The organism is Actinosynnema sp. NPDC053489 (assembly GCF_044544865.1).
Taxonomy (GTDB): Bacteria; Actinomycetota; Actinomycetes; order Mycobacteriales; family Pseudonocardiaceae; genus Actinosynnema.
In genome coordinates this window covers 16,986-33,025 of the sequence record NZ_JBITXT010000009.1, presented here as the reverse complement: position 1 = coordinate 33,025, position 16,040 = coordinate 16,986, and the positions used below count along the sequence as shown (strand labels likewise).

The following is a 16,040-nucleotide window of genomic DNA, read 5'->3' as shown; positions in this document are numbered from 1 at the left end:
GCGTGCCGGGACGCGTCAAGAAGGGCTGCCATCATGGCGAAGAAGACGAAGCCGCAGCCGATCCTCGTGCTCGGCTCCACCGGCAAGACCGGTCGAAGGCTGGTCCCGCTGCTCCGGGCCAGGGGCGCGGAGGTGCGCGCCGCCGGCCGCACCTCGTCCACCCGCTTCGACTGGGACGACGAGACCACCTGGGAGCCGGCGCTGGCCGGCGCCGGCGCCGTGTACGTGGTCGACCAGCAGGACAAGCCCGGCACGTGGGACGCCGAGGCGACGCTGGAGCGCTTCTACGCGTGCGCCACCGCCGTCGGCGTGCGGCGCGCGGTGGTCCTCCAGGCCCGTCCCTCCGGGCTCATCGGCGGCAAGGACCTGCACGCGGGTGAGACCGCGGTGCGGGAGTCCGGTCTGGAGTGGACGATCCTGCGCCCGAGCTGGTTCAACCAGAACTTCGACGAGGGCGTCCTGCGGGAGAACGTCGTCGAGGGCCGGCTGCCGCTGCCCGCGGGCGACGGCGCCGAGGCGTTCATCGACGTGGCCGACGTGGCCGAGGTCGCGGCGATCGCGCTCACCGAGGACGGGCACGCGGGCCGGGTCTACGACCTCAGCGGCGCCGAGGCGCTGACCTTCGCCCAGGCCGTCGCCGTCATCGGCGCCGACCTCGGCCGCGAGGTCGAGTACGTCCCGGTGTCGCAGGAGGACTACGAGGCCGATCTGGTGGAGTTCGGCGTCCCCGCCGACTACGCGCACTTCATCGGCGACCTCGTGGGCTGCATCCGGCTGGGCACGAGCGGCGACGTGACCGACGCGTTCCAGCGGGTGACCGGGCGCCCGCCGGTCGCGTTCGCGGACTTCGTGAAGGACGCGGCGAGCCGGGGCGCGTGGAACCCCGCCTGACCCGTGCGCGACGAAGGGGCCGCCGGAGACCGGCGGCCCCTTCACCGTGCGCGGTTCAGCGCGCCGAGGCGGGCTCGGGCAGCTCCGCCGGTTCCGGCGCCTGCCAGAACACGCTGCTCAGGTCCATCCCGCGGAGGACCTGGATGCGCCACGGGTGGAGCTTGATCAGGCCGAACTTGGGGTCGGTGTGACCACCGCGCCAGAAGTTGGCCGGGTCGTAGCCGACGCCGGGCGGGCTGCCCTGCTTGTACAGGTCCCAGATCTCGCGGCGGACGTCCTGGTCCTCGTCGACCCACTCGGCCGTGCAGTCGGCGAACACCGCGTTCTGCTTCGGGCTCCAGTAGGAGATCGTGGTGTGGGGGTTCCGCTTGAGGTGGGCCACCTTCACCGGGGTCTTGTACGCCGCGATCCACCCGATCGGCAGGCCGTCGCGGACCTCCCAGATCGGCAGCAGGACCCTCGCCCGGGGCCGGTTCTTGCTGTCCACGGTGGTCATCGTGGCGTAGACGATGTCCTGGATGTAGGCGAGGAAAGGCTCCTGAAGGTCGGAGAACGACCTCACCGTCCTCATCGTGCCCCCTTGTTGCGCGGTGCTGTTGCGACAGCGTTGACAGGCATTTCGATCAATAGTGGCGGGCTCGGGGGCGCTCGGTAAGGACGCACTTTGAAGTTACCGAGGCACTTCCCGATGCCGTACCCGCGCCGTGCCCGACCGGGTGGCGGTGCGGGCACGGCGCGGTCGGGCGTCACAGCGGCGTGTTGCCGTGCTTGCGCCGCGGGGCCTCGGCCCGCTTGTCCCGTAGCATGGCCAGGCCGCGGGCGATCGCCGCCCGGGTCTCCGCGGGGTCGATCACGTCGTCGACCAGGCCGTGCTCGGCGGCGTGGTAGGGGTGCATCAGCTCGGCCCGGTAGTCGGCGACCAGGCCGGCCCGCAGCCTCGTCGGGTCGTCGGCGGCGGCGAGTTCCCGGCGGTGCAGCAGGTTGACCGCGCCCTCGGCGCCCATGACGGCGATCTCGTTGGTGGGCCAGGCCAGCGACAGGTCCGTGCCGACGGACCGGGAGTCCATCACGATGTACGCGCCGCCGTAGGCCTTGCGCAGGATGAGCTGGATGCGGGGCACCGTGGCCTCGCAGTAGGCGTAGAGCAGCTTGGCGCCGTGCCGGATCGCGCCGCCCAGCTCCTGCTCGGTGCCGGGCAGGAAGCCAGGGACGTCGACCAGCGAGACCAGCGGGATGTTGAACGCGTCGCAGAACCGCACGAACCGCGCCGCCTTCTGCGACGCGGCGATGTCCAGCACGCCGGCCAGCACGGAGGGCTGGTTGCCGACCACGCCGACGACCTGCCCGTCCACCCGGGCGAGCGCGCACACGACGTTGCGCGCCCAGTGCTCGTGCACTTCGAGGTAGTCGCCGTCGTCGACGACCTCGGCCAGCACGGCCCGGATGTCGTAGGGCTTGTTCGGCTCGACGGGCACGATGTCGGCCAGCCGGGGCCGGTGGTCGGTCTCCGCGCCGCGGGCGGGCAGCGCCGGGGGCGGTTCGAGGTTGTTCGACGGCAGCAGCGACAGCAGCTCCCGCACGGCGTCCAGGCACTCGGTCTCGTCGTCGTGGACGAACGAGGCCACGCCGGAGTGCGAGCCGTGGACGTCCGCGCCGCCCAGCTCGTCGTGGCCGACGCGCTCGCCGGTGACCTGGGCGACGATGTCGGGCCCGGTGAGGTACATGCGGGCGGTGTCGCGGACCATGAACGTGAAGTCGGCCAGGGCGGGGGAGTAGGCCGCGCCGCCGGCGGACGGCCCGAGGACGACGGCGATCTGCGGGATCACGCCGGAGGCGGCCACCTGGCGGCGGAAGATGCCGCCGTAGCCGTGCAGCGCGAGCACGCCCTCCTGGATGCGGGCACCGCCGCTGTCGTTGAGCGCCACGACGGGGGAGCCGGTCGCCACCGCCAGGTCCATCACCTTCTGGATCTTGGCCGCGTGCGCGCCGCCGAGCGAGCCGCCGGAGATGGTGAAGTCCTGCGCGTAGACGAACACCCGGCGGCCGTCGACCGTGCCGGACCCGGCGACCACGCCGTCGGTGTGCGGGCCGGACCCCGCGCCGCGCCGGTACAGGTCGACCTCGACGAACGAGCCGACGTCCAGCAGCTGGTCCAGCCGCTCCCGCGCGGTGCGCTTGCCCAGCGAGTGCTGCCGGGCCACGGCTTCGGGGCGCCCGGCGGCGATCCGCGACCGCTTCCGGCCGTGCTCCTCCCGCAACCCGGCCATGGACCGCGCGGGCGCCGGCTCCCCGGCGTCGGCGCCCGGTGTGAGCCGGACCGGCACGAAGTCGAGCTCGGAGGTGCTCATCCGGCCACCACCTGGTGGAACCGGCCCTGGTAGAACAGCAGCGCGTCGTCGCCCACGCCGTTCTCGCACGCCAGCACGCGCCCGAGGAACAGCGAGTGGTCGCCCGCCACGTGCACGTCGAGCACCTCGCACTCCAGCCACGCCAGCGCGCCCGTGAGCAGCGGCGCGCCGGTGTGCGGGCCCTCCACCCAGTCCACGGCGTCGAACTGCGCGGGACCGAGCGGGCGCTTGCGGTCGGCGAAGTAGCGGACCACGCCCTCCTGCTCCGCGCCCATGATCGAGACCCCGAAGCGCCCGGAACCGCTCAGCGCGCCGTGCATGACCGCCGAGTGCGCGATGCAGCAGTGGACGATCGGCGGCTCCAGCGAGATCGAGCCGAAGGCGTTGGCGGTCATGCCGTGGACGTGCTCGCCACCCACCGTGATCACCACGACCCCGGTCGCGAACCGGCCCATGACCGAGCGCAGGTCGGAGGGGGTCACGGCGCCGGACGCGGCCACGGTGCCGTCCGCGCGGTCTATCGCCTGTGGAGGGACGTGCACTCTTTCGGACATCTGCGGCTATCCCCTCGTCTCGGCGCGGGTGCGCCCATGCGCTCCGCAGTCCACAAAGGACGTGTTCAGGGTTGGGATCGGTCCGAATCTAGCCGTGACCGCCGGGGCGCCCTCCACCAGCGGGTAACAGCACTCTCACGCGGCACGGCAAGAGTGGCCGATTACCGACCGCGACCTACCTTTCGCACTGAGCACACGAGCGAACCTCCGGTCAGCTGGGTCACGAAAGGCGGTCGGCCGCATGGACCACCCCACAACCGGGCACCTGTCGGCGTTGGGCGGGAGCCAGGAAGCCGTTGCCGTCATCGGGATGGCGGTCCGCCTGCCCGAGGCGGACGGACCACGGGCGTTCTGGGACCTGTTGCGCGACGGCCGCGACGCCATCACCACCGCGCCCGAGGGGCGGTGGGACCAGGCCGCGCCGACGATCGACCGGGGCGGGTTCCTGAAGGCGGTCGCGGACTTCGACGCCGGGTTCTTCGGCATCTCGCCGCGCGAGGCGGCGGCGCTGGACCCGCAGCAGCGGTTGGTGCTGGAACTGGCCTGGGAGGCCGTCGAGGACGCCCGCATCGTCCCCGCCGAGCTGCGCGGGAGCCGCACGTCGGTGTTCGTCGGCAGCATCCGCGACGACTACGCGGCCCTGCTCTACCAGCACGGCACCTCGGCGGTCACCCAGCACACGGTGACCGGCACGCACCGCGGCATCATCGCCAACCGCGTGTCCTACGCCTTCGACCTGCGCGGCCCCAGCGCCGCGGTGGACGCCGCCCAGGCGTCGTCGCTGGTCGCGGTGCACCTGGCCGCGGAGAGCCTGCGCGACGGGACCGTGGACCTGGCGCTGGCCGCCGGCGTGAACCTGAACCTGCTCGGCGAGCAGACCGTGAGCCTGGAGCGGTTCGGCGCGCTGTCGCCCGACGGCCGCAGCTACACCTTCGACGCGCGGGCCAACGGCTACGTGCGCGGCGAGGGCGGCGCGGTGGTCGTGCTCAAGCGGCTCAGCCAGGCCATCGCCGACGGCGACCCGGTCTACGCGGTGGTGCTGGGCAGCGCGGTCAACAACGACGGCGCCACCGACGGCCTCACCGTGCCCAGCGAGCGGGCGCAGGCGGAGGTCATCCGCGAGGCGTTCGCGAACGCGGGCGTGGACCCGGCGCTCGCGCAGTACGTCGAGCTGCACGGCACCGGCACGCCGGTGGGCGACCCGATCGAGGCCCGCGCCCTGGGCGCGGTCATGTCCGGGCGCACCGGCCCGCTGCTGGTCGGTTCGGCGAAGACCAACGTCGGCCACCTGGAGGGCGCGGCGGGCATCGTCGGGTTCGTCAAGACGGCGCTGGCGATCCGCAACCGGGCGCTGCCGCCCAGCCTGAACTTCGCCACGCCGAACCCGGACATCCCCCTGGACGAGCTGAAGCTGCGGGTGCACACCGAGCTGACGCCGTGGCCGCGCCCGGAGGAGCCGCTGGTCGCCGGCGTCAGCTCGTGGGGCATGGGCGGCACGAACGCCCACGTCGTCCTGGCCGACGGGCCGCGCCCGGTCGAGGAGGAGGCGCCGGAGGTCGACCGGGTGGTCCCGTGGCTGCTGTCCGGGCGCAGCCGGGCCGCCGTGACCGGTCAGGCGTCGGCGCTGGCCGGGCACCTGACCGGTGAGCGGGCGGTGGACGTGGCGTGGTCGTTGGCGACCACCAGGGCCGCGTTCGAGCACCGCGCCGTCGTCGTGGGCGCGGGCCGGGAGGAGCTGGACGCCGGGCTGGCCGCGCTGGCGGCGGGCGAGCCGGCGGCCGGCGTCGTGCAGGGGTCGGTGGGCGACCCCGGCCGCGGCGTGCTGGTCTTCCCCGGCCAGGGCTCCCAGTGGGCGGGCATGGCGGTGGAGCTGCTCGACTCCTCGCCGGTGTTCGCCCGCCACCTCACCGAGTGCGCCGACGCGCTGGCCGGGTTCGTCGACTGGTCGCTGCTCGACGTGCTGCGCGAGGTCGAGGGCGCGCCCGGCTTCGACCGGGTGGACGTGGTGCAGCCCGCGCTGTTCGCGGTCATGGTGTCCCTGGCGAAGCTGTGGCTGCACCACGGCCTGCGGGTCGACGCGGTCATCGGCCACTCCCAGGGCGAGATCGCCGCCGCGCACGTGGCCGGCGCGCTCTCGCTGACCGACGCGGCGCGGGTGGTCGCGCTGCGCAGCAAGGCCATCCGCGCGCTGGCGGGCACGGGCGGCATGGCCGCGGTGTCGCTGCCCGCGGACCGGGTCGCCGAGCGGGTCGCCGAGCACGGCGGCCGGGTCTCGATCGCCGCGGTCAACAGCCCCACCAACACGGTCATCGCCGGCGACCCGGCGGCGCTGGCCGAGATCGTCGCCGGTTACCAGGCGCAGGACGTGCGCGCCTCGGTCATCGCGGTGGACTACGCCTCGCACTCGGCCGACGTCGAGGGCCTGAAGGAAGAGCTGCTCGACGTCCTGGCCCCGGTGCGACCGCGGTCGTCGGAGATCCCGTTCTACTCCACGCTCACCGGCGGCCTGGTCGACACCACGTCGATGGGCGCCGACTACTGGTTCGACAACCTGCGGCACCGGGTGCGCTTCCACGAGACCGTGCGGGTGCTGCTGGCCGACGGGCACCGGACGTTCGTCGAGGCGAGCCCGCACCCCGTGCTGACGCACGCGATCACCGACGCCATGGAGGCCGACGAGGTCGACGGCGCGGCCTTCGGGTCGCTGCGCCGCGACGACGGCGGGCCGCGCCGGTTCCTGCTGTCGATGGGCGCGGTGCACGCGCACGGCGTGCCGCTGGACTGGGCGTCGGTGTTCGACGGCGTGAGCCCGCGCGTGGTGGACCTGCCGACCTACGCGTTCCAGCGCCGCCACTTCTGGTTCACCGGCTCCGGGTTCACGCCCAGGGAGGCGGCGGCCGAGTCCCGCCCGGTCGAGCTCGAGGAGGGCGACGAGGCCACGGTCGAGCTGCGGGCCAGGCTGGCCGGCCTGCCCGAACGGGAGCGGCTGCGGGTGCTGGTCGACCTGGTCCGCGCGCAGGTGGCGCCCGTGCTGGGCTTCGACGGCGCCGCCGCGGTGGAGACCGAGCGGACGTTCAAGGACCTCGGCCTGGACTCGGTCACCTCCGTCGAGTTCCGCAACCGCCTCGGCGCGGCCACGGGCCTGAAGCTGCCCGCCGCGCTGACGTTCGACCAGCCGACGCCGCAGGCGCTGGCCCGCTACCTCGACGCCCAGCTCGCCGGCACGGCGGCGCAGGTCGCGCCGGTGACCACGCGGCCGGTGGCGGCGCTGGACGAGCCGATCGCCGTGGTCGGCATGGCCTGCCGCTTCCCGGGCGGCGTGCGCTCGCCCGAGCAGCTGTGGGAGCTGGTGCGCGACGGCGTGGACGCCATCTCGGAGTTCCCGACCAACCGCGGGTGGGACACCGCCGCGCTGTACGACCCGGACCCGGACAAGCAGGGCTCGACCAACGCCCGCTACGGCGGGTTCCTGCACGACGCCGACGAGTTCGACGCGGCGTTCTTCGGCATCAGCCCGCGCGAGGCCACCGCGATGGACCCGCAGCAGCGGGTGCTGCTGGAGGTGGCGTGGGAGGCGTTCGAACGGGCGGGCATCGACCCGAAGTCGTTGCGCGGCACGAACACGGGCGTGTTCGTCGGCGCGATGACCCAGGACTACGGGCCGCGCCTGCACCAGGGCGCCGACGGCTACGACGGCTACCTGCTCACCGGCAACCAGGTCAGCGTCGCCTCGGGCCGGCTGGCCTACACCTTCGGGTTGGAGGGCCCGGCGCTGACGATCGACACGGCGTGCTCGTCGTCGCTGGTGGCGGTGCACCTGGCCGGTCAGGCGCTGGCCCGCGGCGAGGCGTCGATCGCGCTGGCCGGCGGCGTGACGGTGATGTCCACGCCGGGCATCTTCGTGGAGTTCTCGCGGCAGCGCGGCCTGTCGCCGGACGGCCGGTGCAAGGCGTTCTCGGCGGACGCCGACGGCACGGGCTGGTCGGAGGGCGCGGGCCTGCTGGTGCTGGAGCGGCTCTCGGACGCCAAGCGCAACGGCCACCCCGTGCTCGCCGTGATCCGCGCGTCCGCCGTGAACCAGGACGGCGCCTCCAACGGCCTGACCGCGCCGAACGGTCCGTCGCAGGAGCGGGTGATCCGGCAGGCGTTGGGCAAGGCCGGTCTGTCGCCGGCGGACGTGGACCTGGTGGAGGCGCACGGCACCGGCACGACGCTGGGCGACCCCATCGAGGCGCACGCCCTGCTGTCGACCTACGGCCGCGACCGCGAGCGCCCGCTGTACCTGGGTTCGCTGAAGTCCAACATCGGCCACACCCAGGCCGCGGCCGGCGTCGCGGGCATCATCAAGAGCATCGAGGCGATCCGGCACGCGACCGTGCCGCGGACCCTGCACGCCGACGAGCCGTCCCCGCACGTGGACTGGACGAGCGGCGCGGTGCGGCTGGCGACCGAGACGACGTCGTGGCCCGAGGTGGACCGGCCGCGCCGGGCGGGCGTGTCGTCGTTCGGCATCAGCGGCACGAACGCCCACGTGATCATCGAGCAGGCGCCCGAGGTGACCTCCGGCGAGGACGCCGAACGGGTCGTGCCGGCCACGCCGCTGCCCTGGGTGCTGTCCGGGCGCGGTCCTGGTTCCCTGGCCGCGCAGGCGTCGCGGCTGCGCGGGTTCGCCGACTCCGGCGTCGACCCGGTCGACGTCGGCTGGTCGCTGGCCACCACGCGGTCGGTGCTCGACCACCGCGCCGTGGTGTGGGGCGACGACCACGAGTCCCTGCTGGCCGCGCTGGACACCGTGGCCGACGGGCGGTCCGGCCCGACCGCGGTGACCGGCCTCGCCTCCACCGTGCGCTCGGCGCTGCTGTTCACCGGTCAGGGCGCGCAGCGGGTCGGGATGGGCCTGGCGCTGGCCGAGGCGTTCCCGGTGTACCGCGAGGCGTTCGACGAGGTGTGCGCGGCGCTGGACCCGATGCTGGACCGGCCGCTGCGCGAGGTGGTCGCCGACGGCGTGGACCTCGACGAGACCGGCTACACGCAGCCCGCGCTGTTCGCCGTCGAGGTGGCGCTGTTCCGGCTGGTCGAGTCGTGGGGCGTGCGGCCGGACTTCCTGGCCGGCCACTCGATCGGCGAACTCGCCGCCGCCCACGTCGCTGGCGTGTTCTCCCTGGTCGACGCGGCACGGCTGGTCGCCGCGCGCGGCCGGCTCATGCAGGCCCTGCCGCGCACCGGAGCGATGGTCGCGGTCGAGGCCACCGAGGACGAGGTGCGCGCCGAGCTGGTCGACGGCGTCGACATCGCCGGGATCAACGGACCCACCGCCATCGTCGTCGCCGGCGAGACCGGCCCGGCCGAGGCGGTCGCCGCCGCCTTCGCCGCCCGCGGCCGGCGCACCAAGCGGCTGGAGGTCAGCCACGCGTTCCACTCGCCGCTCATCGAGCCGATGCTGGAGGAGTTCGCCGCGGTCGCCGAGGGCGTGCGGTACTCCGCGCCGCGCGTCCCCCTCGTGTCCACGGTGACGGGCCGGCTCGCCGACCCGGCCGAGCTGACCACCCCGGACTACTGGGTGCGGCAGGCCCGGGGCGCGGTGCGGTTCGCCGACGCCGTGCGCACCCTGCTCGACGAGGGCGTGACCGCGATGCTGGAGCTGGGCCCGACGGGTGTGCTGTCGGCGCTGGTCCCGGCCATCGCCACCGACGTCGAGGGCGTGGTGGCGGTGCCGCTGCTGCGCGCCGACCGCGACGAGCCCCGCTCGGTGCTCACCGCGCTGGCGCAGCAGTTCGTGGCGGGCGTGGACGTCGACTGGGCGGCGCTGTACGACGGCACGAACGCCCGGCGCGTCGAGCTGCCGACCTACGCGTTCCAGGGCAAGCGGTTCTGGCTCGACGCGCCCACCGGCGGCGACGTGTCCGGCGCGGGCCTGACCCCGGCCGACCACCCGCTGCTGGGCGCGGCGGTCGAGCTGGCCGGCGGCGACCGGCTCGTGCTGACCGGCCGGCTCGGCCTGCACTCGCACGGCTGGCTGGCCGACCACGCCATCGCGGGCTCCGCCGTGCTGCCCGGCACCGCCTACCTGGAGCTGGCCCTGTCGGCCGGCGAGCGGGTCGGCGCGGACCGCGTGGTGGAGCTGACCCTGGCCGCGCCGCTGGTGCTGCCCGAGCGGGGCGGCGTCGACGTGCAGGTCGTGGTGGACGGGCCGGACGAGCTGGGCTACCGGTCCCTGCGGGTGTTCGCGCGGCGCGGCGAGGAGGGCGGCGAGTGGGTCGAGCACGCCGCCGGTGTGCTCGCCGCGGACGAGGCGGCCGGTGCGGCGGCGGACCCGGGCGCCTGGCCGCCCGCCGGCGTCGAGGTCGACCTGACCGACGTCTACCCGAGGCTCACCGGGAACGGCTACGGCTACGGGCCCGCGTTCCAGGGCCTGACGAAGCTGTGGCGCGCGGGCGACGACCTGTACGCGGAGGTCGCGCTGCCCGCCGAGCAGCGCGCGGCGGCGGCGTCGTTCGTGCTGCACCCGGCGCTGCTGGACGCGGCGCTGCACCCGCTGCTGCCGGGCGTCGCCGACGAGGGCAGCGGCACGTTCCTGCCGTTCGCCTGGTCCGGGGTGAGCGTGCGGGCGGCGGGCGCGCGGACGCTGCGCGTGCGGCACCGCGTGACCCGGCCGGACCCGGACACGGTGGTCGTCGCGGTCGACGCGGTCGACGGCGCGGGCTCGCCCGTGCTGGTGGCCGAGTCGCTGGTGCTGCGGCCGGTGTCGCGGGAGGCGTTGCGGGACAGCGGTCCCGGCGCGTTGCTGAGCCTGGGGTGGACGCCCGGCGCGACCGGTGAGCCGGTGCCGTGGGGCCTGGTCGGCGCGGACGGCTTCGAGGACGTCTTCAGCCTGCCCGAGGGCGCGAGCCCCGACCGCACCTACCTGGACCTGCCCGACCTGGCGCAGGCGTTGACCGGCGACGACGTGCCGCGGCACGTCGCGGTGCTGCTGCCCGAGCCGGGCGGCAAGCCCGTGGACAGCGCGCACCGGGTCACCCGGTCGGTGCTGGAGCTGCTCCGGCTGTGGCTGGCCGACGACCGGCTGGAGGGCGCGCGGCTCGTCGTCCTCACCCGCGGCGGCAGCGGAGCCCCGGGTGCCGAGCACCTGCACCACGCCGGCGCGTGGGGCCTGGTGCGCAGCGCCCAGTCGGAGAACCCCGACCGGTTCGTCCTGGTCGACCACGACGGCCACCCCGACTCGTGGCGGGCGCTGGCCGGCGCGCTGGCCTCGGGTGAGCCGCAGCTGGCGCTGCGCGAGGGCGCGGTGCTGCTGCCGCGCCTGGCCCGGACCGCGACCGGTGACGCGTCGGTCGACTGGACCGCGGGCACGGTGCTGGTCACCGGCGGCACGGGCGCCCTGGGCGCGCTGGCCGCCCGGCACTTGGTCCGCGCGCACGGCGCACGCGACCTGCTGCTGGTCAGCCGCCGCGGCCCGGACGCGCCGGGCGCCGCCGAGCTGGTCGCCGAACTGGAGGCCGACGGCGCGCGGGTGACCGTGGCCGCCGTCGCGGTGGAGAACCGCAAGGCGCTGGCCGCGCTGCTCGCCGACCACCCCGTGGCGGCCGTCGTGCACACCGCCGGCGTGGTCGACGACGGCGTGGTCACCTCGCTGGACGGCCGTCGCCTCGACGCGGTGCTCAAGCCGAAGGTCGACGCGGCCTGGCACCTGCACGAGCTGGTCGGCGACGTGGCCGCGTTCGTCCTGTACTCCTCGGTGGCCGGCACGTTCGGCAACCCGGGCCAGGGCAACTACGCGGCGGGCAACGCGTTCCTCGACGCCCTGGCCCGCCACCGCCGCGAGCGGGGCCTGCCCGCCACGTCGGTGGTGTGGGGCCTGTGGGAGGAGACCAGCGGCATCACCGGGACCCTCGGCGAGGCCGACCGGCAGCGCCTGGCCCGCAACGGCGTCCTGCCGCTGCCCGCCGAGGCGGGCCTGGCGCTGTTCGACGCCGCCGTGGCCTCGGACGAGGCCGTGGTGACCGCCGCGGTGCTGGACCAGGCCGCGCTGCGCGCCCAGGGCGACCGGATGCCCGCCGTGCTGCGCGGCCTCGTCGCCGCGGCTCCGGCGGCGCGCCGCGCGGTGGCCGAGGAAGCCGGTCCCGGCGACGCGTCGCAGCTCGCCCGGCGGTTGGCCGGGCTGTCGGCCGCCGAACGGGAGACCGCGGTGTCCGAGCTGGTGCGCGCCACCGTGGCGCAGGTGCTCGGGCACGCCGACGACTCCGGCGTGGACATGGCGGCGGCGTTCAAGGAGCTGGGCTTCGACTCGCTGACCGCGGTCGAGCTGCGCAACCACCTCACCACCTCGACCGGCCTGCGGCTGCCCAGCACGCTGATCTTCGACTACCCCTCGCCCGCCGCGGTGGCCGGTTACCTCGCGGGCCAGGTGGCCCCGGCCGAGCAGGCCGCGGAGCAGGTCGCCGCGAGCGTCACCGCCGACACCGACGACGACCTGATCGCCGTGGTCGGCATGGCCTGCCGCTTCCCCGGCGGCGTGCGGTCGCCCGAGCAGCTGTGGGCGCTGGTGCGCGACGGGGTGGACGCGGTGGGCGAGTTCCCGGCCGACCGGGGCTGGGACGTCGAGAACCTGTTCGACCCGGACCCCGACCAGGCGGGCAAGACCTACACCCGCAACGGCGGCTTCCTGCGCGACGCCTACGACTTCGACCCGGAGTTCTTCGGCATGTCGCCGCGCGAGGCCCTGGCCACCGACCCGCAGCAGCGCCTGCTGCTGGAAGTGGCGTGGGAGGCGTTCGAACGGGCCGGCATCGACCCGACGTCGTTGCGCGGCAGCCAGACCGGCGTGTTCGCGGGCGTCATGTACACCGACTACACCGAGCAGTCCGGGCAGCTCCCGGCCGAGCTGGAGGGCTACCTGGCCAGCGGCACGGCGGGCAGCGTCGCCTCCGGTCGCCTGGCCTACACCTTCGGGTTGGAGGGCCCGGCGCTGACGATCGACACGGCGTGCTCGTCGTCGCTGGTGGCGGTGCACCTGGCCGGCCAGGCGCTGCGGTCCGGCGAGACGGACCTGGCGCTCGCGGGCGGGGTCACCGTGATGTCCACGCCGAACCCGTTCATCGAGTTCTCGCGGCAGCGCGGCCTCTCGCCGGACGGCCGGTGCAAGGCGTTCTCCGCCTCGGCCGACGGCACGGGCTGGTCGGAGGGCGCGGCGCTGCTGGTGCTGGAGCGGCTGTCGGACGCCAAGCGCAACGGCCACCCGGTGCTGGCGATCGTCAAGGGCAGCGCGGTCAACCAGGACGGCGCGTCCAACGGCCTGACGGCGCCGAACGGTCCGTCGCAGGAGCGGGTGATCCGGCAGGCGTTGGGCAAGGCCGGTCTGTCGCCGGCGGACGTGGACCTGGTGGAGGCGCACGGCACCGGCACGACGCTGGGCGACCCGATCGAGGCCCAAGCCCTCATCGCCACCTACGGCCAGGGCCGCGACCCCGGGCGACCGCTGCGGCTGGGCTCGCTGAAGTCCAACATCGGCCACACCCAGGCTGCGGCCGGCGTCGCGGGCATCATCAAGACCATCGAGGCCATGCGCAACGGCCTGATGCCCAGGACGCTGCACGTCACCGAGCCGTCCCCGCACGTCTACTGGGACGCGGGCGCGGTGTCGCTGCTGACCGAGGCCGTGCCGTGGCCCGAGCTGGACCGGCCGCGCCGCGCGGGCGTGTCCTCGTTCGGCATCAGCGGCACCAATGCGCACGTCATCATCGAGCAGGCGCCGGTCGCGGAGCAGCCGCCCGCGCCGAGCGCCGCCCGCGTGGTGCCGTGGCTGCTGTCGGGCAAGACGCCGCAGGCGCTCAAGGCGCAGGCGGAGTCGCTGACCGGCTTCCTCGCCGAGCACCCGGACCTCACCCCGGCCGACGTGGCGTTCACCCTGGCCACCAGGCGCACCACGCTGGAGCGGCACGCGATCCTGGTCGGCTCCGACCTCGCCGACTTCGAGGAGCGGCTGGCGGCGGTCGACCCGGAGCGGGCCGGGCGCACCACCGGCGGCGGCCGGCTCGGGTTGCTGTTCACCGGGCAGGGCGCGCAGCGGATCGGCATGGGCCTCGCCCTGGCCGAGGAGTTCCCGGTGTTCGCCGCCGCCTTCGACGAGGTGTGCGCGGCGCTGGACCCGATGCTGGACCGGCCGCTGCGCGCGGTGATCGCCGACGGCTCCGGCCTGGACGAGACCGGGTTCACCCAGCCCGCGCTGTTCGCGGTCGAGGTGGCGCTGTTCCGGCTGCTGGAGTCGTGGGGCGTGCGGCCGGACTTCCTGGCGGGGCACTCGATCGGCGAGTTCGCCGCCGCCCACGTCGCCGGGGTGTTCTCCCTGGCGGACGCGGCACGGCTGGTCGCCGCGCGCGGCCGGCTGATGCAGGCGTTGCCGCGCACCGGCGCGATGGTCGCGGTCGAGGCCACCGAGGAGGAGGTCCGGGCCGAGCTGGAGGGCCTGGTCGGCGTGGTGGACGTGGCCGCGGTCAACGGGCCCCGCGCGGTCGTCCTGGCCGGCGAGGAGGAGGCCACCCTGCTGGCGGCCAAGCAGTGGGAGAGCCGCGGCAGGCGCACCCGCAGGCTGTCGGTCAGCCACGCGTTCCACTCGCCGCTGATGGAGCCGATGCTCGGGGAGTTCGCCGACGTCGCCGCCACCGTCGACTACTCCGCGCCGCGCATCCCGATCGTGTCCACCGCCACCGGCGCGCTCGCCACCGAGCTGACCGAGCCGGGCTACTGGGTCCGGCACGTGCGCGGCACGGTCCGCTTCGACCAGGCCGTGCGGACGCTGGCCGCCCAGGGCGTCACCACGTTCCTGGAGGTCGGTCCGGACGGCGTGCTCACCGCGATGGCCGACTCGGTGCTGGAGGCGCTGGCCGACAACCGCGACCGCGCGGTGCTCGCGTCGGTGCGCCGGGACCGGCCCGAGGCGCAGACCCTCGTCGCCGCCCTCGCCGGCCTGCACACCCGCGGCGTGGCCGTGGACTGGCCGGCGTTCTTCGCGGGCACCGGCGCGCGGGCGGTCGACCTGCCGACCTACGCGTTCCAGCGCCAGCGGTACGCGCTCGTGGTGAACAACGCGGCCAACCAGGCGGCGGCCGCGGCGGCGTGGCAGCCGGTGGACCTCGCCGCGGCCACGGCCTCGGTGGCGGTGCTCGACCTGGGCCACGGCGTCGCCGACCTGCCCGGCGCGGAGGTGGTGACCTCGGTCGACGCGGTGCCCGCCGACGCGACCGTGGTCGTGCTGCCGCTCGCGGTGCACGTCACGCCCGCCGAGGACGAGTCGGCCGACGACCGCTACGCCCGCACCCGGGAGACCCTGGACCTCATCCAGGGCTGGGACCTGCGCGACACGCGCCTGGTCGTGACCACGACGGGCGTGGCGCCCGCGCGGCCCGCCGACCGGGCGCCCGGCGACGGCAGGCTCGCGTGGAACCTGCTGCGGTCCGCGCGAGCCGAGAACCCCGACCGCGTGCTGCTGGTCGACTTCGACACCGAACGCGCCGACCTGGCCGCGGTGACCGCCCTGGTGGCGGCCGACGTGCGGCTGGCGGCGGTCCGCGACGGCGCGGTGCTCGTGCCGCCGCGGGTGGAGGAGCCCGCCGCGGACGCCGAGCCGCGCACCACCGAGCTGCTGTCGGCGCTGGCCGAGGCGCCCGCGGCGCGGCACCGGCCGATCGTGCTGACCGCGGTGCGCGCCGAGATCGCCTCGGTGCTGGGCCGGCAGGACCCGACGACGATCGAGGAGGACCGGGCGTTCCAGGAACTCGGCTTCGACTCGTTGACCGCCGTGGACCTGCGCAACCGGCTCAGCGCGGCCACGGCCGCGAAGCTGTCGGCGACGGTGGTGTTCGACCACCCGACGCTGGGCGCGCTCACCGACCACCTGCTCGGCCTGGTCGCGCCGACCGAGGAGGACCCGACGGCTCCGCTGCACGCCGAGCTGGACCGGCTGGAGCACCTGCTCGCGGGCGTGCCCCGCGGCGGTGACGGCGACGGCGTGGCCGACCGCCTGCGCGTCATGCTGGCCCGCCTCACCGAGTCCACCGCCGGGTCCACCGCCGGACCGGACGCGCCGGACGCGGCCGAGCGGCTGGCCGACGCCTCCGCCGACGACCTGTTCGCGTTCATCGACAACGAGCTCGGCGGCACCGGACCGGGTGGCACCGGTGCGGGCTCCGCGAACTGACCGCCCGACCGACGACACCCGGAGAACCCGAATGTCCAACGAAGAGAAGTTGGT

The 16,040-nt window shown here is 75.1% G+C and carries 5 protein-coding genes; 2 read left to right on the top strand and 3 right to left on the bottom strand.

The window, feature by feature from the left end:
• Window positions 1–33: 33 nt before the first annotated feature.
• Window positions 34–891 carry an NAD(P)H-binding protein gene (locus tag ACIGNX_RS21755; RefSeq protein WP_396542488.1) on the top strand — a complete coding sequence of 286 codons (858 nt, stop codon included), beginning with the start codon at window positions 34–36 and terminating at the stop codon, window positions 889–891.
• A gap of 55 nt (window positions 892–946) precedes the next feature.
• Here ACIGNX_RS21755 and ACIGNX_RS21750 read toward each other — a convergent pair whose 3' ends face one another.
• The 3 genes from ACIGNX_RS21750 to ACIGNX_RS21740 all read right to left on the bottom strand — a co-directional run bounded on the left by ACIGNX_RS21750 (window position 947) and on the right by ACIGNX_RS21740 (window position 3,793).
• Window positions 947–1,462, bottom strand: coding sequence for a pyridoxamine 5'-phosphate oxidase family protein (locus tag ACIGNX_RS21750; RefSeq protein WP_396542487.1), 516 nt, complete (start codon window positions 1,460–1,462; stop codon window positions 947–949).
• Window positions 1,463–1,637: 175 nt separating this feature from the next.
• A complete protein-coding gene (locus tag ACIGNX_RS21745) occupies window positions 1,638–3,239 on the bottom strand; it encodes an acyl-CoA carboxylase subunit beta (RefSeq protein ID WP_396542486.1) in 1,602 nt (533 codons plus the stop codon).
• Window positions 3,236–3,793 (bottom strand): flavin reductase family protein, encoded by a 558-nt coding sequence (locus ACIGNX_RS21740; protein WP_396542485.1) that lies wholly within the window; start codon window positions 3,791–3,793, stop codon window positions 3,236–3,238. Before ACIGNX_RS21740 ends, ACIGNX_RS21745 begins: the two co-directional genes overlap by 4 nt.
• 241 nt (window positions 3,794–4,034) lie before the next feature.
• Between ACIGNX_RS21740 and ACIGNX_RS21735 the strand changes: the two genes are divergently transcribed.
• Window positions 4,035–15,986: a type I polyketide synthase gene (locus tag ACIGNX_RS21735; protein WP_396542484.1), complete on the top strand. Its 11,952-nt coding sequence runs from the start codon at window positions 4,035–4,037 to the stop codon at window positions 15,984–15,986.
• Window positions 15,987–16,040: the final 54 nt, after the last annotated feature.